17 protein-coding genes are annotated in these 20,494 nt (G+C 65.1%); 11 read left to right on the forward strand and 6 right to left on the reverse strand.

The genetic code is table 11. The features are described from left to right. Positions 1-175: 175 nt before the first annotated feature. Positions 176-430 carry a hypothetical protein gene (locus LPJ38_RS09710; RefSeq protein ID WP_145637448.1) on the reverse strand — a complete coding sequence of 85 codons (255 nt, stop codon included), beginning with the start codon at positions 428-430 and terminating at the stop codon, positions 176-178. Positions 431-592: 162 nt separating this feature from the next. Here LPJ38_RS09710 and LPJ38_RS09715 point away from each other — a divergent pair, with 162 nt between their 5' ends. The 4 genes from LPJ38_RS09715 (at position 593) to LPJ38_RS09730 (ending at position 5,042) form a co-directional block, all read left to right on the forward strand. Continuing rightward, on the forward strand, positions 593-2,674 hold the full coding sequence (locus LPJ38_RS09715) for a M3 family metallopeptidase (RefSeq protein WP_145637464.1): 2,082 nt from the start codon (positions 593-595) through the stop codon (positions 2,672-2,674). After that, positions 2,674-3,312 carry a DUF1007 family protein gene (locus tag LPJ38_RS09720; RefSeq protein ID WP_145637479.1) on the forward strand — a complete coding sequence of 213 codons (639 nt, stop codon included), beginning with the start codon at positions 2,674-2,676 and terminating at the stop codon, positions 3,310-3,312. Before LPJ38_RS09715 ends, LPJ38_RS09720 begins: the two co-directional genes overlap by 1 nt. Continuing rightward, a complete protein-coding gene (locus LPJ38_RS09725) occupies positions 3,309-4,433 on the forward strand; it encodes a nickel/cobalt transporter (protein WP_208750566.1) in 1,125 nt (374 codons plus the stop codon). The genes LPJ38_RS09720 and LPJ38_RS09725 overlap by 4 nt, the downstream gene beginning before the upstream one ends. A 171-nt stretch (positions 4,434-4,604) precedes the next feature. Continuing rightward, positions 4,605-5,042 carry an acyl-CoA thioesterase gene (locus LPJ38_RS09730; protein ID WP_145637496.1) on the forward strand — a complete coding sequence of 146 codons (438 nt, stop codon included), beginning with the start codon at positions 4,605-4,607 and terminating at the stop codon, positions 5,040-5,042. 6 nt (positions 5,043-5,048) lie between these two features. Here the strand turns inward: LPJ38_RS09730 and LPJ38_RS09735 are convergent, their stop codons facing one another. Next, positions 5,049-5,447 (reverse strand): MAPEG family protein, encoded by a 399-nt coding sequence (locus LPJ38_RS09735; protein ID WP_145637503.1) that lies wholly within the window; start codon positions 5,445-5,447, stop codon positions 5,049-5,051. An 82-nt stretch (positions 5,448-5,529) separates the two neighbouring features. On the opposite strand from LPJ38_RS09735, the gene hemH reads away from it, so the two are divergent. The 4 genes from hemH to LPJ38_RS09755 all read left to right on the forward strand — a co-directional run bounded on the left by hemH (position 5,530) and on the right by LPJ38_RS09755 (position 9,268). Then, positions 5,530-6,567: a ferrochelatase gene (hemH, locus tag LPJ38_RS09740; protein WP_145637510.1), complete on the forward strand. Its 1,038-nt coding sequence runs from the start codon at positions 5,530-5,532 to the stop codon at positions 6,565-6,567. Positions 6,568-6,578: 11 nt separating this feature from the next. Then, positions 6,579-7,556 (forward strand): ABC transporter substrate binding protein, encoded by a 978-nt coding sequence (locus LPJ38_RS09745; protein WP_145637514.1) that lies wholly within the window; start codon positions 6,579-6,581, stop codon positions 7,554-7,556. A 220-nt stretch (positions 7,557-7,776) separates the two neighbouring features. Next, entirely contained in the window at positions 7,777-8,781 is a 1,005-nt protein-coding gene (locus LPJ38_RS09750; RefSeq protein WP_145637517.1) for an SPFH domain-containing protein, read from the forward strand. Between the two features lie 43 nt (positions 8,782-8,824). Continuing rightward, positions 8,825-9,268: an NfeD family protein gene (locus LPJ38_RS09755; protein ID WP_145637519.1), complete on the forward strand. Its 444-nt coding sequence runs from the start codon at positions 8,825-8,827 to the stop codon at positions 9,266-9,268. A gap of 113 nt (positions 9,269-9,381) precedes the next feature. Here the strand turns inward: LPJ38_RS09755 and LPJ38_RS09760 are convergent, their stop codons facing one another. After that, positions 9,382-9,720, reverse strand: coding sequence for a winged helix-turn-helix transcriptional regulator (locus tag LPJ38_RS09760; RefSeq protein WP_145637521.1), 339 nt, complete (start codon positions 9,718-9,720; stop codon positions 9,382-9,384). Positions 9,721-9,791: 71 nt separating this feature from the next. Here LPJ38_RS09760 and LPJ38_RS09765 point away from each other — a divergent pair, with 71 nt between their 5' ends. Then, a complete protein-coding gene (locus LPJ38_RS09765) occupies positions 9,792-10,349 on the forward strand; it encodes a carboxymuconolactone decarboxylase family protein (RefSeq protein WP_145637523.1) in 558 nt (185 codons plus the stop codon). 96 nt (positions 10,350-10,445) lie between these two features. On the opposite strand, the gene LPJ38_RS09770 is transcribed toward LPJ38_RS09765, so the two are convergent. Then, complete coding sequence (locus LPJ38_RS09770) at positions 10,446-11,453, reverse strand: KpsF/GutQ family sugar-phosphate isomerase (protein WP_167520557.1); 1,008 nt, start codon at positions 11,451-11,453, stop codon at positions 10,446-10,448. Positions 11,454-11,644: 191 nt separating this feature from the next. On the opposite strand from LPJ38_RS09770, the gene LPJ38_RS09775 reads away from it, so the two are divergent. Further along, positions 11,645-13,399: an outer membrane beta-barrel protein gene (locus LPJ38_RS09775; protein ID WP_145637527.1), complete on the forward strand. Its 1,755-nt coding sequence runs from the start codon at positions 11,645-11,647 to the stop codon at positions 13,397-13,399. 12 nt (positions 13,400-13,411) lie between these two features. Continuing rightward, entirely contained in the window at positions 13,412-13,678 is a 267-nt protein-coding gene (locus LPJ38_RS09780; RefSeq protein ID WP_145637530.1) for a hypothetical protein, read from the forward strand. A gap of 162 nt (positions 13,679-13,840) precedes the next feature. Here LPJ38_RS09780 and LPJ38_RS09785 read toward each other — a convergent pair whose 3' ends face one another. Then, a complete protein-coding gene (locus LPJ38_RS09785; protein WP_145637532.1) occupies positions 13,841-15,292 on the reverse strand; it encodes a glutamate synthase subunit beta in 1,452 nt (483 codons plus the stop codon). Between the two features lie 153 nt (positions 15,293-15,445). Next, the gene (gene gltB, locus LPJ38_RS09790) at positions 15,446-20,191 is read right to left on the reverse strand and encodes a glutamate synthase large subunit (RefSeq protein WP_145637535.1); all 4,746 of its coding nucleotides are present in this window, start codon (positions 20,189-20,191) and stop codon (positions 15,446-15,448) included. Between the last annotated feature and the right edge of the window lie 303 nt (positions 20,192-20,494).

Below are 20,494 nucleotides of genomic sequence, written 5' to 3' on the forward strand. Positions count from 1 at the left end.
CGACCACAGGCACGTGCGAAATTGGGCAAGTCCGCACATAAGCGTTTTGACTCTGCTTCGCAAGAATTTTTTTAGGCTGAGAACAGAATTGCCTAACATCTGCTTGCGCAGTGTTGCGCGAGCGACGCGGAAGATGAACGCGCGTTAAGTTTCTCCGCGCAGCGCGTGTCGCGCGTCAGCCGCGCTTGGTGAACGGCTCGATGCGCTGAGCTGCGCGAATGAACGCGGTCATCACGAGCACGCCGAGTGCGAACAGCACGGCCTGGAGGATGTGCGCGCCCTGGTCGCCGAGCCCGAACAGGATCGCCAGCGCCCAGCCGCCCGCAAACGCTGCACCGAACACCTCAGCACCGATCAGGATGGCGGCGCTGATGACGGTGATGACGCTCGGCCAGGCGATCTGGCGGGACGGGGAAGAAGGCGCGTTCATGAGCTCAGGGGTCCCAGGCTTTGAGGCAAGGCTTCGAGGCAGGCTTCGAGGGCCGCAATCTCCTCGAAAAGGCGGCCGGGAGCAAGGGCAAACCGGCCCAAAAAAGCCCCATCGCGTGCTATAGCTGGCCGCAACAAATCAGCTCAAAAACCGGGACTTGCGATGTCAGAACCCCGCCAAATTACGGACTCCGAGACCAACCCGCTGCTGAAGGCCTGGGTGACGCCGTTCGCGGCCCCGCCCTTCGACGAGATCAAGCCGGAGCACTTCCTACCGGCCTTCGAGCAGGCCTTCGCCGATCACTCCGCCGAGATCGCGGCGATCACCAACGATCCGGCCGCGCCCGACTTCGCCAACACCATCACGGCGCTGGAGCGCTCGGGCAAGCTGCTCAGCAAGGTCGCGGCGGTCTTCTACGACCTCGTCTCGGCGCATTCCAACCCCGCCATCCTGGAGATCGACAAGGAGGTCTCCTTGCGGATGGCGCGGCACTGGAATCCGATCATGATGAACGCCGTGCTGTTTGGCCGCATCGCCCATTTGCACGAGAACCGCGCCTCGCTCGGTCTCACGCCCGAGCAGCTGCGCCTCCTGGAGCGCACCTACACCCGCTTCCACCGTTCCGGTGCCGGCCTCTCCGACGAGGCCAAGACGCGGATGGCGGAGATCAACGAGAGGCTCGCCCAGCTCGGCACCGGCTTCAGCCATCATCTGCTCGGCGACGAGCAGGACTGGTTCCTGGAGCTCGGCGAGGCCGACCGCCAGGGCCTGCCGGAGAGCTTGATTGCCGGCGCCAAGGCTGCGGCAGAAGAGCGCGGCATGGCAGGCAAGGCCATCGTCACGCTGTCGCGCTCCTCGGTCGAGCCGTTCCTGAAGAGCTCGGCCCGGCGCGACCTGCGCGAGAAGGTCTACAAGGCCTTCATCGCGCGCGGCGACAACGGCAACGCCAACGACAACAACGCCACCATCGTCCAGGTGCTGAAGCTGCGCGAGGAAAGCGCCAAGCTCTTGGGCTACCCGACCTTCGCCGCCTACCGGCTCGAAGACTCCATGGCCAAGACGCCGGAAGCGGTGCGGAGCCTGTTGGAGCGGGTCTGGAAGCCGGCGCGGGCCCGCGCGCTCGCCGACCGCGACGACATGCAGGCGCTGATCACGGAGGAGGGCGGCAATTTCAAGCTCGCTGCGTGGGACTGGCGCTTCTATGCCGAAAAGCTGCGCCTGCAGCGCGCCAATTTCGACGACGCAGCGATCAAGCCTTACCTTGCGCTCGACAACATGATCGCCGCCGCCTTCGACTGCGCCACGCGCCTGTTCGGCGTCACCTTCGAGGAGCGCAAGGACGTTCCGGTCTGGCACCCGGACGTTCGGGTCTGGGAGATGAAGGGCAGGGACGGCAAGCACAAGGCGCTGTTCTACGGCGATTACTTTGCCCGGCCGTCGAAGCGCTCCGGCGCCTGGATGACCTCGCTGCGTGACCAGCAGAAGCTCGACGGCGACGTTGCGCCGTTGATTCTCAACATCTGCAATTTCACCAAGGGCGCCGACGGCGGGCCTTCGCTGCTGTCGCCCGACGACGCCCGCACCCTATTCCACGAGTTCGGCCACGGCCTGCACGGCATGCTCTCCAACGTGACCTATCCCTCGCTGTCGGGCACGGCCGTGTTCACCGACTTCGTCGAGCTGCCGTCTCAGCTCTACGAGCATTGGCAGGAGCGGCCCGAGGTGCTGCAAAAGTTCGCCCGCCACTACCAGACTGTTGAGCCGCTGCCGGACGATCTCCTGCAGCGCTTCCTCGCAGCGCGGAAGTTCAACCAGGGCTTTGCCACGGTCGAGTTCGTCTCCTCGGCGCTGGTCGATCTCGAATTCCACACCCAGCCGGCATCGGCCGCGGAGGACGTGCGCGCTTTCGAGCGACGCGAGCTGGAGAAGATCGGCATGCCCGAGGAGATCGCGCTGCGTCATCGTCCGACGCAGTTCGGCCACATCTTCACCGGCGACCATTATGCCGCCGGCTATTACAGCTACATGTGGTCCGAGGTGATGGACGCCGACGCCTTCGGCGCGTTCGAGGAGGCTGGCGACATCTTCGATCCTGCCGTGGCCAAGCGCCTGCACGACGACATCTACTCGTCCGGCGGATCGGTCGATCCGGAGGCCGCCTACGAGGCATTCCGGGGCCGCCCGCCCGAACCGGACGCGCTGTTGCGCCGCCGCGGCCTGCTAGACACGGCAAAGGCCGCCTGATGGGCATGCGCGCGATTCTCGGCCTGTTGCTCGCCGCCGGCCTGTCGCTCGCTGCCGGTGCGGCGAGCGCGCATCCGCATGTCTGGATCACCGCGACCAGCGAGTTGCTCTACGCCCCCGACGGCACCATCACCGGTGTCCGCCACGCCTGGACGTTCGACGACATGTTCTCGGCCTATGCGGTGCAGGGGCTCGAGAGCAAGACCAAGGGGACTTATACGCGCGAGGAGCTTGGGCCGCTGGCGCAGACCAACGTCGAGTCGCTGAAGGAATATGCCTACTTCACCTTCGCGCGAGCCGACGGCAAGAAGGAACGATTTCAGGAGCCGGTCGACTACTTCCTCGACTACAAGGATACGGTGCTGACCCTGCACTTCACGCTGCCGCTGAAGGCCCCGGTCAAGTCCAAGCAGCTGGTGCTCGAGGTGTTCGACCGCTCCTTCTTCATCGACTTCCAGATGGCCAAGGAGAATCCGGTCAAGCTGGTCGGCGCGCCCGCGAGCTGCCAGATGAAGCTGGAACGGCCCAACGACGGCACCGCGAGCGCCCAGAAGCTGAACGAGCAGACCTTCCTGAACGGTGAGAACTCGAATTTCGGCATGATGTTCGCCAACAAGATCACGGTGGATTGCCCTTGAAGCCGCAACTCTCTCCGCTGGCGCGCGGGCTGCTCACCTGCGCCGCCGTGCTGCTGGTCGTGGGCGTGGCCGATGCCGCGCTTCATGATCTCCTCGCGCAGAACCCGTTCGGTGCGCCGCGCGCCTCGCAGCCGGCCCAGTCCGAGGCGGGCGGAATTGTCGGCTGGCTCCTGGCCAAGCAGTCGGAATTCTATCGCCAGATGTCGGCGACGATCCGGGCCGCCAAGTCCGACGGCTCGGCGGTGTGGACGCTGCTCTTCATCTCGTTTGCCTATGGCGTCTTCCACGCCGCCGGGCCCGGCCATGGCAAGGCGGTGATCGCGTCCTATCTGGTCGCCAACCGCGAGACCGCGCGGCGCGGCATCGCGCTTTCCTTTGCCTCGGCGCTGATGCAGTCGCTGGTGGCGATCCTGATCGTCGGCATCTCGGCCTGGGTGCTGAACGCGACGGCCAAGACCATGTGCAAGGCCGAAGGCGTGATCGAAATCGCGAGCTATGGCCTGATCGCGCTGTTCGGCCTGCGCCTGGTCTGGGTCAAGGGCGGCGCCTTCATCCGCGCGCTCCAGGCCGCCCAGCCGGTGCCAGCCATTGCGGGCGTGCCGCACGCTCATGATCACGATCATCACCATCATCCTGATGCGCATGATCATCATCACCACGATCACGGCCATGAACACCACCATGGCCACAGCCACGCCCACCATCACCACGGGCACGAGCATGTCCATGACGAGCATTGCGGCCACTCCCACGGTCCCACTCCCAGCGAGCTCGCCGGCCCCGGCGGCTGGCGGCGCGGCTTCTCTGCGATCCTGACCGTCGGCATCCGCCCCTGCTCGGGCGCGATCCTGGTGCTGGTGTTCGCGCTGGCGCAGGGCCTGTTCTGGGCCGGCATCGCCGCGACCCTCCTGATGGGGTTGGGCACCGCGATCACGGTCGCGGCCATCGCGGTCGTCGCCGTCTCCGCCAAGGGCATCGCCGCACGCCTCAGCGCCGGACGCGACGGCGGCGGTGCGTTGTTCATGCGCGGCATCGAGTTCGGCGCCGCCGGCCTGGTCTTGCTGTTCGGCGTCGGCCTGCTGTTCGGCTACATCGCCGCCGAACGGACGACGTGTTTTTGAGTAGTCTCCGCAGTTCGCGGCGCTCAGCGAGGTATGACGGTCGTGCATCTTGTTTTGTCATTGCGAGCGTAGCGAAGCAATCCAGATTGTCTCTGCAGCGGCAGTCTGGATTGCTTCGTCGCAAGGGCTCCTCGCAATGACGAGCGGAAATATTTGGGTTTGAGGGATTCCATGTCGCGTGAAAATTTCTGGTTCTTCCATCCGTTCCGGGTGCGCTATTCCGAGATCGACGGCCAGGGCGTGGTCTTCAACGCGCATTACCTGACCTATTTCGACACCACCATCACCGAATATTTCCGCGCGCTGGGCTTCGACCAATATGCGGATGCGCAGGCGAGCGGCATCGATTTCCACGTCGTCAAATCCCTCATCGAGTACAAGGCGCCGGTCCGGTTCGACTGGGAGCTCGACGTCGGGGCGCGCGTGGCCCGGATCGGCAATTCGAGCCTCGTCTTCGAGCTCGCCATCTACATGAAGGGCGGCGCCGAGGCGCTGGTGACCGGCGAGATCGTGTGGGTCTACACGGACCAGAAGACTCATCGCCCGGTCACGATCCCGGCATCGATGCGGTCACTGATTGCGACGCGCGAGCGGCACCTGGCGGCATGATGCCGCTCAGACCGGCAGGAACTGCTTCAAGGCCGGCATGAAGAAGATTCCGAGATTGATCGCAAAGCCGACGCTCCAGAGGATCGAGCGCAGCGTCGGACGATTGCCGAGATAGGTCAGCACATAGGCGATCCGCACGATCAGGAACAGGGCGGCGAGCTCGTCGATCAGCCGCTGCGGCGAATCCCGGTACTCGGCGAGCAGCACCGCGAAGGCGAAGAACGGAAACGTCTCGATGCCGTTCTGGTGCGCGCCGAGCGCGCGCTGCGCGAGGGCGTCCTCGAAGAAGGCGGGGTCGCGCGGCCGGGAATTGTCGAACGTGCGAAACCTGATCCATTTGATCGCGGCGATCGTTGACAGATAGAGCAGCAGCGCTCCGAAGACGCACCATTCCGCGAGTGTCATCGTCTTTCCCCGGCCTGGGTGCGACCCTAGCGAAACCGCCCTCATCTTGACAAGTTTGGACCAACGCGCGACCCAACCAGCCATGAACAGCGTCAGCCCCGTCGAGACTGCGAAACTGGCCACTCGGGCCGCCCTGCCGCGCGTCGGCGTGCTCCTGGTCAATCTCGGCACTCCCGATACGGCCGATGCGCCGGGCGTGCGGGTGTATCTGAAGGAGTTCCTCAGTGACGCCCGCGTCATCGAGGACCAGGGGCTGATCTGGAAGGCCGTGCTGAACGGGATCATCTTGCGCAGCCGTCCCCGCACCAAGGCGCTGGACTACCAGAAGATCTGGAACACCGAGAAGAACGAGTCGCCGCTGAAGACCATCACCCGCTCGCAGGCCGACAAGCTCGGGGCCGCGCTGTCGGACCGCAGCCACGTCGTCGTGGACTGGGCGATGCGCTACGGCAATCCCTCGATCAGGGCGGGCATTGACGCGCTGATCGCGAAAGGCTGCGAGCGCATCCTCGCCGTTCCCCTCTATCCGCAATACTCCGCCTCGACCTCCGCAACCGTCTGCGACGAGGTGTTCCGCGTGCTGGCCCGCCTGCGCAATCAGCCGACGCTGCGGGTGACGCCGCCTTATTACGTGGACGCGGCCTATATCGAGGCGCTCGCGACCTCGATCGAGGCGCATCTGGCGACGCTCTCGTTCAAGCCGGAGTTGATCGTGGCGTCCTTCCACGGCATGCCGAAATCCTATGTCGACAAGGGCGATCCGTACCAGAGCCACTGCGTCGCCACGACCGAGGCGCTGCGCCGCCGGCTCGGCATGGACGAGACCAGGCTGCTGCTGACCTTCCAGTCCCGCTTCGGCAATGACGAGTGGCTCCAGCCGTATACGGACAAGACCATGGAGCGGCTGGCGAAGGAAGGCGTGCGTCGGATCGCGGTGGTGACGCCGGGTTTCTCGGCCGACTGCCTGGAGACGCTGGAAGAGATCGCGCAGGAGAATGCCGAGATCTTCAAGCACAATGGCGGCGAGGCATTTTCCGCGATCCCCTGCCTCAACGACAGCGAGCCGGGCATGGACGTGATCCAGACCCTGGTGCTGCGCGAGCTTCAGGGCTGGATCTGATGGTTCGCCCCATGGATCGCCGTCACTGTCTGGCGCTTCTTGGGATGATCGCGGCGCTTCCGGTCTCGGCGCGGGCCGAGCAACCGCATGCGATCCGGCGGCTCGGCGTGCTCTCGGTCACCGCCGCCGAGGATGCGATCGGGCAGGCGCGTGGCACCATCCTGGTCGAGGCGCTCGCCGGCCTGGGCTGGAAGGAGCGCGATAATCTCAAGATCGATTGGCGGAGCGGCGGCGGCGACCGGGCGCGGATCGCGCACCTTGCGGACGAACTGGTCGCGCTCAAGCCTGACATCCTGCTTGCGGTCGGCACCCCCTCGGTGGAGGAGCTGCGCCAGCGCACCACGACGATCCCGATCGTGTTCGCCGTCGTCACCGATCCCGTCAGCCAGGGTTTCGTCAAAAACCTCGCGCATCCCGGTGGCAACGTCACTGGCTTCACCGATTACGACGGCCCGCTCGCCGGCAAATGGCTAGAGATGCTGACCCAGGTCACGCCGCCCGTCCGCCGCGTCTTCGTCGTCTACAATCCCGCAACCGCACCGTTCGCGCCCCTGATGCTGCGCACGGTCGAGGAGGCAGCAAAGACGCTGCACGTGACGATCGAGCCGGCGCCGGTGAATGACGCCGCCTCGATCGCGGCCCTGGCCATGCTCAAGGATGGCGGCCTCCTGGTCCTGCCGGATTTCTTCACGATGGCCAATCGCACACAGTTGCTGGCGGTGATCGGCGAGGCTCGCCTGCCCGCGGTGTTCTGGAGTCGCACCTTCGTCGAGGAGGGCGGGCTGATGTCCTACAGCACCGACAGCGCCGAGCAGCTTCGCCGCGCGGCCTCCTATATCGATCGCATCCTGAGGGGCGCGCAGCCGGCCGATCTGCCGGTCCAGAATCCCACCACCTTCGAGCTGACGATCAACCTGAAGACTGCCAAGGCGCTCGGCATCTCGCTTCCAGCGGGCCTGCTCGCAATCGCGGACGCTGTCATCGAATGACGCGGCTTGCGGCGGACGGCATGTTAATATTTGCCGCTAGGTCTGAGCCAGCGCGCTTTCAAGAGCCTTCCGCAAATACAAATCGCAGGCATTCCCTCTCCACGCGTCTTGTGCAGAATCGCAGCCATACCGACGTTACTTGCGACCTCTGAACCGGTAGGGTTGCGATCCCGACCAATGACGGCGCGGGAAAGGGTCTTTTCCCTGCCTTGGAGGACATATGAGCGGTTTCGACATTTTCGCGATTGTTCTGGTTTTGCTCGTCATCGTCACGCTGGTGGCCGGCGTGAAGACGGTGCCGCAGGGCTATGACTGGACCATCGAGCGTTTCGGCAAATACACCCAGACCTTGAGCCCCGGGCTCAACCTGATCGTGCCCTATTTCGACCGCGTCGGGCGCAAGATCAACATGATGGAGCAAGTGATCGACATTCCCGAGCAGGAGGTCATCACCAAGGACAACGCCACCGTGACTGTCGACGGCGTCGCCTTCTATCAGGTGTTCGACGCCGCCAAGGCGAGCTATGAGGTCTCCAACCTGACCCAGGCCATCACCGTCCTGACCATGACCAATATCCGCTCGGTGATGGGGGCGATGGATCTCGATCAGGTGCTGTCGCATCGCGACGAGATCAACGAGCGCCTCTTGCGCGTGGTCGATGCCGCCGTCTCGCCCTGGGGCCTGAAGGTCAACCGCATCGAGATCAAGGACATCGTGCCGCCCGCCGACCTCGTCGAAGCCATGGGCCGGCAGATGAAGGCCGAGCGCGTCAAACGCGCCGACATTCTCGCCGCCGAAGGCCAGCGTCAGTCGGAGATCCTGCGCGCCGAGGGCGCCAAGCAGGGCCAGATCCTCCAGGCCGAAGGCCGCAAGGAAGCAGCGTTCCGCGACGCCGAGGCCCGCGAGCGGTCCGCCGAGGCCGAGGCCAAGGCCACCCAGATGGTGAGCGAAGCCATTTCCAAGGGCGACGTCGCCGCGTTGAACTATTTCATCGCCGACAAATATATCAAGGCGTTCGGACAGTTGGCCGACTCGCCGAACCAGAAGGTCATCATGCTGCCGGTGGAAGCCGTGAGCATGCTGGGCTCGCTCGCCGGCATCGGCGAGATCGCCAAGGCGACGTTCGGCGAGAGCGCGGCCTCCGCGGCTGCTGCCGCACGCCGACCCGGCTCAGTGCCGCCGACCGGCAGCACGCCGCCGGCGGTGCCACCACGGCAGGGGTAAGGCGTTTGCGCGAAGGGCACGCGCCATATAGAGAGATCGTGTCATGACCGACATGTTCGTATCGCTCGGCAACTGGAACTGGCTGATCTTCGGCTTCGTCCTGATGGCGCTGGAGGTGCTGGCGCCGGGCATCTTCCTGTTCTGGCTCGGACTCGCTGCGCTCCTGGTCGGGCTGATCTCGTTCACTGTTGCCGTGTCCTGGCAGATCCAGCTCGTGATGTTCGCGGTTTTCGCCGCCGCGGCCGTGCCGGTGTGGCGTCGCCTCGCCCGGCCGAAGCCGGACGCCAGCGCCAGCCCCTTCCTCAACAAGCGCAGCGAGGCCTTGCTCGGCCGCGAATTCACGCTGGAGAAGCCGATCATCGACGGCAGCGGCACTGTGCGCATCGGCGACACGGTCTGGCGCGTCGCTGGCCCGGACACCCCGGCGGGCACGCGGGTGAAGGTGGTGCAGGTCGACGGCGCGAATCTGACGGTGGCTGCGGCGTAGCCGCCGTCATTGCGAGGAGCGAAGCGACGAGGCAATCCAGGCTGTTCCCGCGGAAAGAGTCTGGATTGCTTCGCTTCGCTCGCAATGACGAGCTTGCGGATGCGCCGCTAGACTCAGGCACCGCTCTTGCTGCGCCACCGCTCCGCAAACCTGTGCAGCGGCATGAAGGTCTCGCACAATTCTCGCCCCGACGCCGTCAGCGCATAACCTCCCGCGTCGCCCAGCTCCACGAACCCGGCCTCGCGCAGCTCCGTCAGTCGTGCTTGCAGCACGGTCGGGGAGGCCTCGTCGCAGGCGGTGCGCAGCGCGCGCGAGGTGAGGGGCTCGTCCCGCAACTCCCACAGGATCCGCAGGCTCCAGCGCCGGCCAAGCAGGTCGAGCAGGGCCATGATCGGCCGTCCCGTGCGCGAGCCGCGCACGCTGCGTGCTTTTGTGTCGGCTCGTTTCGCCATCGGCGGCCCCTTGCACGATGCTACAAATAATGTAGCGTATTGCTACGGTAATTGTAGCAACGGAGACGGCCATGTCCCAGCCGATGCCGCGCATCCCGCCGCTCGATCCGCCTTATCCCCCGCAGATCCAGGCGCAGTTCGATCGCATCATGCGCGGTGCGCCGCCGCTGCTGCTGTTCCGGGTGATGGCGGGACACGGCCGCGCCTGGGACAAGTTTCGCGCCGGCGGACTTCTTGATCCGGGGCCGCTCTCGCTGCGCCAGCGCGAGATCGTGATCGATCGCACCTGCGCGCTGAACAGATGCGAGTATGAATGGGGCGTGCATGTCGCGATCTTTGCCGGGCCGGCCAAGCTCACCGAGGACGAGGTGCGGGCAACGGTGCTGGGCGATGCGACTTCGGTCTGCTGGTCACCGGCCGAGCAGGCGCTGATCGCGGCCGTGGACGCATTGCATGACCGTGCAACGTTCGATGACGAAGAGTTCGCCGACCTGTCGGGGCATTACGACGCGGCGCAGATCCTGGAGATCATGCTCCTGTGCGGCTTCTATCGCACGGTGTCGTATCTGGCGAACGGCTTGAAGCTGCCGCTGGAAGAAAAGGCGGCGCGGTTTCCGGCCGCGCCCTAACCGCCGTCATTACGAGGAGCCCTTGCGACGAAGCAATCCAGACTGTTTCCGCGGAGACAGTCTGGATTGCTTCGCTGCGCTCGCAATGACAGCGACCTACGCCACCCCCGCCCGCAACAGATCATGAAGGTGCACGATGCCAACCACCTTGCCCGCATCGGTCACGATCAGCGAGGTGATCTTGCGCGTGTTCAGCACCTCGATCATCTCGGTGGCGAGCATCGAGGGTGGCACCGTCTTCGGCTGCCGGGTCATGATCTCGTCGACCGTCACGGTCAAAAGGTCGGGCCGCATGTGGCGGCGGAGGTCGCCGTCGGTGATGATGCCGACGGCCTCGCCCGCATCGTTGACGATGCAGACGCAGCCAAGCCCCTTGGCGGACATCTCGACGATGGCGTCCGACATCTCGGTGCCTTCAGGCTTGAGCGGAATCTCCGCACCCGTGCGCATGTAGTCGCGGACGAATTTCAGCATCGCGCCCAGCTTGCCGCCGGGATGGAAATGCGCGAACTCCAGCGCGGTGAAGCCGCGGCCCTCGAGCAGCGCGATCGCGATGGCGTCGCCGATCGCGGCCTGCATCAGCGTCGACGTGGTCGGCGCCAGATTGTGCGGGCAGGCCTCGCGCGCCTTCGGCAACTCGATCACGATGTCGGCGGCCTGGCCCAGCGAGGATACCGCGCTCGACGTCACCGCGATCATGGGGATCGCGAAGCGGGCCGAATAGTTCACGAGGTTCTTCATCTCGGGCTGCTCGCCAGACCAGGACAGCGCCATGATGACGTCGTCGGGCGTGATCATGCCGAGATCGCCATGGCCGGCTTCGGCCGTGTGCACGAAGAAGGCGGGCGTGCCGGTCGAGGCCAGCGTCGCTGCGATCTTGCGGCCCATATGGCCGGACTTGCCGAGCCCGGTGACGATGACGCGGCCCTTGGCGTTGCGGATCAGATCGACCGCCTTGGCAAAGGTCGCGCCCAGCGGGCCGCGCAGGGCCGTGGCGAGCGCGGTGATCCCGCCGCTCTCCGTCTCCAGCGTGCGGAGCGCGGACTCGACGCTGTCAGGGATGGAGCCGGATGATGCGGTCATCAGCGGTTTCGAACTCGGCATGCTCAGGTCCAGGGAGGAGGGGCGTTCGCCCATTGGGGCCTGCTTAGCACGCCGCGGTCGAGGAGGCGACGCGGCCGCCAACTCCCTCAACGGGTCATTAACCATAATTGTTTTAACTCCATTAAGGATGGTTCCCGCCTACCGGCGGAGGTCGTCATGAAAGTGTTTGATTTCGTTGGAGTTCTTCCATCGTGGGGTCGTCTCCAGGCACCGGCCGGAGCAAGCGCGCGCATTTCCTGCGCGCGGCTTTGCCGTGCCTTGCGCTGACGGTCCTCGAGAGCGCACCGGCTAGCGCCCAGGGCCTCACGCCGGAGCTCTTCAATCCCAGCCGCGGTGGCTTCGCCGCGCCCGAGACGCTGCCGACGCGCCGTACCGCCGGCGTGCCGCAGGCGCCGTCGGATGCGTTGCCGCCGCTGCCCGATCCCAACGATCTACGCCGGCGCCAGCAGGCCCCCGCGACTTCGCGTCCAGGCCAAACCGCAACCGCTCCGGTCCCGACCTACGGCTTGCCCGCCGCCAATGGCGCGAGCGGCTCCGGCTACGATTCGCTGAACCGCAAGCGACAGCAGCCAAAACTCTATCCCGGGCAGCCCAAGCCGAAGCGCCCGGTCGGCCCCGGCTCGAAGGCCCCGCCGGCGACGCCGGAGCGCACGCTCACGCCGCCGCGCATCGCACCGCCCCCCTCTGAGACCGCACACAAGGTGCCGGTGCCGCCGGCGATGGCGGGCAACGTGCCCGGCCAGCCGCTGCGCCGCCGTCTCAAGCTGGATGAGGATCCGTTCGGCGCTGTCGGCGACTACGCCGGCAGCTTCCTGATCAAGGGCGGGCTCGAACTCTCCGCCGGCTACGACACCAACCCGACGCGCCTCAACAAGCCGGTGGGCTCGCCGGCTTATGTGATCGCGCCCGATCTGCTCGTGGTGTCCGATTGGGAGCGCCATGCGCTCGTCGCCGATCTGCGCGGCTCGTTCTCGGGCTACACCAACGACATGCCGGCGACGATCAACGGCTTCGCATCGCCGTCGCCGGTCGAGGCCAACCGCCCTGATTTCACCGGTCATGTCGACGGCCGCCTCGACGTCACCCGCGATTTCAAGCTGCTCTCGCAGCTGCGCCTGCGGCTCGCCACCGACAATCCCGGCAGCCCGAACGTGCAGGCCGGCCTGCAGAAATATCCGGTCTATGCCACCTACGGCACGACCATCGGCTTCGACCAGACCTTCAATCGCTTCCAGGTCTCGGCCGGCGCCACCGTTGATCGCACCGCCTACACCGACTCGAGGCTCACCGACGGCTCGACCTTTCCCAACACCGACCGCGACTTCAATCAATATGGCGGCGTCGGGCGCTTCTCGTATGATCTCAAACCAGGCCTAAAACCCTTCGTCGAGATCCAGGGCGACACCCGCGTGCACGACCAGGCCGCCGATCGTAACGGCTTCTTCCGCGACTCGAACGGCGGCTATGCCAAGGTCGGCTCGTCGTTCGAATTCTCGCGCATCCTCACCGGCGAGATCTCGGTCGGCTATTCCGCGCGCAGCTATACCGATCCGCGTCTCAGCCAGCTCGCCGGCTTCCTCACCACGGGCTCGCTGATCTGGAATGCGAGCGGCCTCACCACGGTGAAGCTCTTCACCGACACGCAGATCAACGAGACCACCGTCCCCGGCTCCTCCGGCGTGCTGGTGCGTACCTACTCCGCCGAAGTCGACCACGACTTCCGCCGCTGGCTTACCGCGGTCGGCAAGTTCACCTACGGCACCTACGACTACCAGAACCAGAACCGCAACGACAAAACCTACTCGCTCGAAGGCAATCTGATCTACAAGCTCAACCGCAACATCTGGATCAAGGGCACGCTCCGCCACGACATCCTGGACTCGAACATCGCTGCCGCGAGCTCGCAGGGCACGGTGGTGCTGCTGGGGGTGCGGCTGCAGAATTAAGGAGAAGCCACCATGGCAGCTCGAATTACTTTGGATATCAACTCGGCCGGTGAATTCGAGCTATGGCTTAATCCCGAAGGCCGGGATCTTCTGGTCAAAGAGCTGCTGGCTCTCAGTGAGACCAACGACCATTTTCACTTGATGTCCAGTGAGGTTGCATCGGACGTTGAAGTTTCGACGCGATCCTACCGACCGGGCGACAAACTTCTCGAATACGGCAAGGTTCTGTTCCGACTTGACGAGTGGGACGCGCGTCAATTTCCGCACGTCTTAGGCTGACGCCAACCTCTACCCGCTTCCTCCGCTGTCATGCCCCGGCTTGACCGGGGCATCTAGTACGCCGTGGCCTATCCGTAGATGACAACGGCCTCTGGAGTACTGGATCGCCCGGTCAAGCCGGGCGATGACACCGTTTGCAAATCTGGTAGCTCGCGCCGCGCCTTACCGCGGCAGATCCGTCTTCCCCATCAAAAACGTGTCGATCGACCGCGCGCACAGCCGGCCCTCGCGGATCGCCCACACCACCAGCGATTGCCCACGCCGCATGTCGCCGGCGGTGAACACGTTCGGGCGCGAGGTCTGATAGTCCAGCGTGTTGGCCTTGACGTTGCCGCGCGGGTCGAGCTCGACCGCGAGCATCTTCAAAAGGCCTTCATGCACGGGATGCACGAAGCCCATCGCGAGCAGGACCAATTCGGCATCCAGCACGAACTCGGTGCCGTCGATCGGCTTGAACTTGTCGTCGACGCGGACGCAGTGCAGCTTCTTGACCTGACCGTTGTCGCCGGAAAACTTCTGGGTCAGCACGGCGAATTCGCGCACCGCGCCTTCGGCCTGGCTGGAGGAGGTCCGCATCTTCAGCGGCCAGTTCGGCCAGGTGAGGCCCTTGTTCTCGCGCTCGGGCGGGGCGGGCATGATCTCGAGCTGGGTGACCGACAGCGCGCCCTGGCGCAGCGAGGTGCCGATGCAGTCGGATCCGGTGTCGCCGCCGCCGATGACGACGACATGCTTGCCGCCGGCCAGGATCTCCTGGACGCCGCCGAGCGGCTCCTCGGAGACGCGGCGGTTCTGCTGCGGCAGGAAGTCCATGGCGTAGTGGATGCCCGCGAGCTCGCGGCCGGGGATCGGCAGGTCGCGCGGGGCTTCCGCGCCGCCGGTCAGCGCGACCGCGTCATACTCGTTGAGCATCTCGCGCGGATCGACATTGCCGTCGGCACCGACATGGCTGTTGTAGTGGAAGGTGACGCCTTCGGCTTCCATCTGCTTGACGCGGCGGTCGATGACGCCCTTCTCCATCTTGAAGTCGGGGATGCCATAGCGCAGCAGGCCGCCGGCCTTGGCGTACTTCTCGAACAGGTGCACGTCGTGACCGGCGCGCGCGAGCTGCTGCGCGCAGGCCATGCCGGCCGGCCCCGAACCGATGACCGCGACCATCTTGCCGGTCTTCTCGGCTGCGATCTCAGGCTTCAGCCAGCCATTGTCCCAGGCGCGATCGACGATCGCGCATTCGATGGTCTTGATGGTGACGGGGTTATCGTCGATGTTGAGCGTGCAGGAGGCCTCGCAGGGCGCCGGACAGATGCGGCCGGTGAACTCCGGGAAATTGTTGGTCGAGTGCAGATTGCGCGAGGCTTCTTCCCAATTGCCCTGATAGACGAGGTCGTTCCAGTCGGGGATCTGGTTGTTGACGGGGCAACCGGGCGTGCCGGGCGCGACCGAGCCTGTGCCGTGGCAATAGGGAATGCCGCAATTCATGCAGCGCGCGGCTTGGTCGCGCACCTCTTTCTCGGAGAGGGGAACGACGAACTCGCTGTAATGCTTCACGCGCTCGGCGACCGGGGTGTACTTGCGGTCGTGCCGTTCGATTTCGAGAAAACCCGTGATCTTGCCCATTAAACCCGAAGTCCCTGCCGCTTGGTCGTTTGTTCTCTCACTCCTCATCCTGAGGAGCGGCGCGCTCGTCGCGCCGCGTCTCGAAGGATAAAGGCCCGGATGGTGACCTCATGGTTCGAGACGCGCTTCGCGCTCCTCGCCATGAGGCTTTCTTTACGCCCCGATCGCGATTTTCGGCTCGGCGTCCGCGTTGGCGGCCATCTCGCGCAGTGCGCGCCGGTACTCGACCGGCATCACCTTGCGGAATTTGGGTAGCCATTCCTTCCAATTGGCCAGGATGTCGGCGGCGCGCTTGGAGCCAGTCGCTTTCGCATGGCGCGAGATCAACACGTGCAACCGCTCGACGTCCGAGTCGAGCAGGTTCTTGAAGACGTCGACCCGGCCGTGTGCCTCGAGGTCACCTGAGTGGTTGTAGGTGCCGGCGTTGATCAGCTCTTCGGACAGTACCGGCTCGAGTTCGACCATCGACAGATTGCAGAGCCTATCGAAGTCGCCGGTCTCGTCCAGCACATAGGCGATGCCGCCGGACATGCCGGCCGCGAAGTTGCGCCCGGTCTTGCCGAGCACGACCACGATGCCGCCGGTCATGTATTCGCAGCAATGGTCGCCCGCGCCCTCGACCACCGCGACGGCGCCCGAGTTGCGCACGGCAAAGCGCTCACCGGCGATGCCGCGGAAGTAGCACTCGCCCTCGATCGCCCCGTACATCACGGTGTTGCCGACGATGATGCTCTCTTCCGGCACGATGCCGGCGTTCCTCGGCGGCTTGACGATGATCTTGCCGCCCGAGAGGCCCTTGCCGACATAGTCGTTGCCTTCACCTTCCAGCTCGAAGGTGACGCCGTGGGCGAGCCAGGCGCCGAAGGCCTGGCCGGCGGTGCCCTTGAGGCTGACATGGATGGTGTCATGCGGCAGGCCGGCATGGCCGTAGATCTTGGCCACCGCGCCCGACAGCATCGCACCGGCGGAACGGTTGGTGCTGTTGATGTTGGCCTCGATCTTCACCGGCGCGCCGCGGTCCAGCGCGGGCTGCGCCTTCTCAATCAGCGTGCGGTCGAGCACCGCCTCCAGATGATGGTTCTGGCGCTCGGAGTGATAGATCTTCTGGCCCTTCTCTTCCTTCTGCTTGACGAACAGCTTGGAGAAGTCGAGGCCCTTGGCCTTCCAATGCGCAACCAGCTTGGTCTGGTCGAGCAGCTGAACCTGGCCGACCATCTCGTTGAAGGTGCGGAAGCCGAGCGAGGCCATGATCTCGCGGACTTCTTCCGCGACGAAGAAGAAGTAGTTGATCACGTGCTCGGGCTGGCCGGTGAAGCGCTTGCGCAGCACCGGATCTTGCGTCGCGACGCCGACCGGGCAGGTGTTGAGGTGGCACTTGCGCATCATGATGCAGCCGGCCGCGATCAAGGGCGCAGTCGCAAAGCCGAACTCGTCGGCGCCGAGCAGCGCGCCGATCACGACGTCACGCCCGGTACGGAAGCCGCCGTCGACCTGGACCACGATGCGGCTGCGCAGCCGCTCGCGCACCAGCGTCTGGTGAGTCTCGGCGAGACCGATCTCCCACGGCGAGCCGGCGTGCTTGATCGAGGTCAGCGGCGACGCGCCGGTGCCGCCCTCGAAGCCCGCGATGGTGACATGGTCGGCGCGCGCCTTGGCGACACCCGCGGCGACCGTGCCGACGCCGATCTCGGAGACGAGCTTGACCGAGACGTCACCCGCCGGGTTGACGTTCTTAAGGTCGTAGATGAGCTGCGCCAGATCCTCGATTGAATAGATGTCGTGGTGCGGCGGCGGCGAGATCAGGCCGACGCCCGGCGTCGAATGCCGGACCTTGGCGATGGTGGCGTCGACCTTGTGGCCGGGCAGCTGGCCGCCTTCGCCGGGCTTGGCACCCTGCGCCATCTTGATCTGCATCATGTCGGAGTTGACGAGATACTCCGTGGTGACGCCGAAACGGCCGGAGGCGACCTGCTTGATCGCCGAGCGCATGGAATCGCCGTTCGGCATCGGCTTGAAGCGGTCGGCCTCCTCGCCGCCTTCGCCGGTGTTCGACTTGCCGCCGATCCGGTTCATGGCGATCGCGAGCGTGGTGTGCGCCTCGCGCGAGATCGAGCCGAAGCTCATCGCACCCGTCGCAAAACGCTTGACGATGTCCTTGGCCGGCTCGACCTGGTCGAGCGGCACCGGCTTGCGCTTCTCTTCGTCCGCGTTCTTGATCCGGAACAGGCCGCGCAGCGTCAGCAGCCGCTCCGACTGTTCGTTGAGGATCTTGGCGAAGGCGCGATAGCGCTCCTGCGAATTGCCGCGCGCGGCGTGCTGGAGCAGCGACACCGACTCGGCGGTCCAGGCATGGTCCTCGCCGCGGCTGCGATAGGCATATTCGCCACCGACATCGAGCGCGGTCTTGTAGACCTGCGCCTCGCCGAACGCGTCGGCATGACGGCGCACGGCTTCTTCGGCGATCTCGGAAAGACCGACGCCTTCGACGCGGGTGTGCGTGCCGGCGAAGAACTTTGCGACGAAGTCCGCCTTGAGGCCGACCGCGTCGAAGATCTGGGCGCCGCAATAGGACTGGTAGGTCGAGATGCCCATCTTGGACATCACCTTGAGCAGGCCCTTGCCGATCGACTTGATGTAGCGCTTGACGATCTCGTAATCGTCGAGCGAGCCGGGCAGGCGGTCCTTCATCGCGATGATGGTCTCGAACGCGAGATAGGGATTGATCGCTTCGGCGCCGTAGCCTGCGAGGCAGGCGAAGTGATGCACCTCGCGCGGCTCGCCGGATTCGACGACGAGGCCGACCGAGGTGCGCAGTCCGACGCGGATCAGATGATGATGCACGGCGGCGCAAGCGAGCAGTGCCGGGATCGGCACCCGGTCGGTGCCGACCATGCGGTCGGACAGGATGATGATGTTGACGCCTTCGCGCACTGCGCTCTCGGCGCGCGCGCAGAGCTCGTCCAGCACCTGGTCCATGCCGGCCGCGCCGAGCCCGGCGTGGAAGGTGGTGTCCAGCGTGCGCGACTTGAAATGCGACTCGGCGACGTCCGAGATCGAGCGGATCTTTTCCAGATCTGCGTCGGTCAGGATCGGCTGGCGCACTTCGAGGCGCTTGGTCGTCGCCATGCCCTGGAGGTCGAACAGGTTCGGCCGCGGCCCGATGATGGAGACGAGGCTCATCACCAGCTCCTCGCGGATCGGATCGATCGGCGGGTTGGTGACCTGCGCGAAGTTCTGCTTGAAATAGGTGAACAGCGGCTTGGCCTTGTCCGACAGCGCCGAGATCGGCGTGTCGTTGCCCATCGAGCCCGCGGCTTCCTCGCCGGTGGACGCCATCGGCGTCATCAGGATCGAGATGTCTTCCTGGCTGTAGCCGAACGCCTGCTGGCGATCGAGCAGCGACAGGTTCGAGCGCACGCCTGTGGTCGGCACCTTCGGCAGCTCTTCCAGCACGATCTGGGTCCGCTCCAGCCACTCCTTGTAGGGATGGCTCTTGGCGAGTTCGGCCTTGATCTCGTCGTCGGGAATGAGGCGGCCCTGCTCGAGGTCGACCAGCAGCATCTTGCCGGGCTGCAAGCGCCACTTGGTGATGATCTGGTCCTCGGGGATGGTCAGCACGCCCATCTCGGACGCCATCACGATGCGGTCGTCCTTGGTGACGAGATAGCGCGCCGGCCGCAGGCCGTTGCGGTCGAGCGTGGCGCCGATCTGGCGGCCGTCGGTGAAGGCGATCGCGGCGGGGCCGTCCCACGGCTCCATCAGCGCGGCATGGTATTCGTAGAAGGCGCGGCGCTTCTCGTCCATCAAGGGATTGCCGGCCCACGCCTCCGGGATCATCATCATCACGGCATGCGGCAGCGAGTAGCCGCCCTGCACCAGGAATTCGAGCGCGTTGTCGAAGCAGGCGGTGTCGGACTGGCCTTCGTAGGAGATCGGCCAGAGGCGGTTGATGTCCTTGCCGTACAGTTCGGAGCTGACCGAGGCCTGACGCGCCGCCATCCAATTGACGTTGCCGCGCAGCGTGTTGATCTCGCCGTTATGCGCGATCATGCGGTAGGGATGCGCCAGCGACCAGGCCGGGAAGGTGTTGGTCGAGAAACGCTGGTGCACCAGCGCCAGCGCGCTCTCGAAATCCGTCTCGTGCAGATCGGGATAGTACTTGCCGAGCTGGTCGGCAAGGAACATGCCCTTGTAGATCACGGTGCGGCACGACAGCGAGCAGGGATAATAGCCGGCAAGGCCGCGGTCGCGGCGCTGGTAGATCGCCTGCGAGATCGACTTGCGCAGGATGTAGAGCCGGCGCTCGAAATCGTCCTCGGTCTTGGCGGTGCCGTTGCGGCCGATGAACACCTGCATGCAGGCGGGCTCGGTCGGCTTTACGGTGACGCCGAGCGAGGAATTGTCGGTCGGCACGTCGCGCCAGCCGAGCAGGGTCAGGCCCTCTTCCTTGATCTGGTCGGCGATGATGCTCTTGATGACGTTGCGCCAGGCGGTGTCGCGCGGCATGAACAGCGCGCCGATGGCGTATTCGCCGGGCGCCGGCAGCTTGAAGCCGAGCTCCGCGGCCTTGCGGCTGAAGAAGGCGTGCGGGATCTGCACCAGAATGCCGGCACCGTCACCGGCGCGCGGGTCGGCGCCGACGGCACCGCGATGCTCGAGATTGCACAGGATGTTCAGCGCGTCCGAGACGATCTCGTGCGACTTCTTGCCCTTGATGTTGGCGATGAAGCCGACGCCGCAGGAATCCTTCTCCAGGGAAGGATCATAGAGGCCTTCGGCTTTGGGGCGCGAATTGTGCTCTTGGATCGGGTAAGCGATCGGATCGGTCGTTTTCGAGGCGACCGTCGCCGACAGCTCTTCTGCCACGATGTTTGCGCGCTCGAATTGCGACCCGTTCATTGTTCCAATCCTCTCCATGCGGCAAGCTGCCTCACCGCCATCTTCGGCGCACCTTGGGCGTTCCGCGGCACCCGCCTCTGGGTCACCGCTCTTCCGCTAGCGAGCCGCATTTTCTTAAATTCAGGCCTAGGCGTTCTTCGTCCCCGAGAACGGCTTTGCCTGGCACCTTCCTGGGGCTCAAGAGCACCAGTTCTCGCTGCAATCCCTATGCCGGAACCGCAAGCAAAATTGAGACAGTCTTCCTGTCCTAACCATCACCTTGCCAAATTTTTGTCTAGCACACAAGCGCGCGGAAGTCCCGAT

The sequence above is a fragment of the Bradyrhizobium daqingense genome, from assembly GCF_021044685.1.
GTDB lineage: Bacteria > Pseudomonadota > Alphaproteobacteria > Rhizobiales > Xanthobacteraceae > Bradyrhizobium > Bradyrhizobium daqingense.

Coding starts and splice junctions, on each gene's coding strand:
- LPJ38_RS09710 (WP_145637448.1), bottom strand. CDS start 430: ATGAACGCGCCTTCTTCCCCGTCCCGCCAGATCGCCTGGCCGAGCGTC.
- LPJ38_RS09715 (WP_145637464.1), top strand. CDS start 593: ATGTCAGAACCCCGCCAAATTACGGACTCCGAGACCAACCCGCTGCTG.
- LPJ38_RS09720 (WP_145637479.1), top strand. CDS start 2,674: ATGGGCATGCGCGCGATTCTCGGCCTGTTGCTCGCCGCCGGCCTGTCG.
- LPJ38_RS09730 (WP_145637496.1), top strand. CDS start 4,605: ATGTCGCGTGAAAATTTCTGGTTCTTCCATCCGTTCCGGGTGCGCTAT.
- LPJ38_RS09735 (WP_145637503.1), bottom strand. CDS start 5,447: ATGACACTCGCGGAATGGTGCGTCTTCGGAGCGCTGCTGCTCTATCTG.
- hemH (WP_145637510.1), top strand. CDS start 5,530: ATGAACAGCGTCAGCCCCGTCGAGACTGCGAAACTGGCCACTCGGGCC.
- LPJ38_RS09745 (WP_145637514.1), top strand. CDS start 6,579: ATGGATCGCCGTCACTGTCTGGCGCTTCTTGGGATGATCGCGGCGCTT.
- LPJ38_RS09750 (WP_145637517.1), top strand. CDS start 7,777: ATGAGCGGTTTCGACATTTTCGCGATTGTTCTGGTTTTGCTCGTCATC.
- LPJ38_RS09755 (WP_145637519.1), top strand. CDS start 8,825: ATGACCGACATGTTCGTATCGCTCGGCAACTGGAACTGGCTGATCTTC.
- LPJ38_RS09760 (WP_145637521.1), bottom strand. CDS start 9,720: ATGGCGAAACGAGCCGACACAAAAGCACGCAGCGTGCGCGGCTCGCGC.
- LPJ38_RS09765 (WP_145637523.1), top strand. CDS start 9,792: ATGTCCCAGCCGATGCCGCGCATCCCGCCGCTCGATCCGCCTTATCCC.
- LPJ38_RS09770 (WP_167520557.1), bottom strand. CDS start 11,453: ATGCCGAGTTCGAAACCGCTGATGACCGCATCATCCGGCTCCATCCCT.
- LPJ38_RS09780 (WP_145637530.1), top strand. CDS start 13,412: ATGGCAGCTCGAATTACTTTGGATATCAACTCGGCCGGTGAATTCGAG.
- LPJ38_RS09785 (WP_145637532.1), bottom strand. CDS start 15,292: ATGGGCAAGATCACGGGTTTTCTCGAAATCGAACGGCACGACCGCAAG.
- gltB (WP_145637535.1), bottom strand. CDS start 20,191: ATGAACGGGTCGCAATTCGAGCGCGCAAACATCGTGGCAGAAGAGCTG.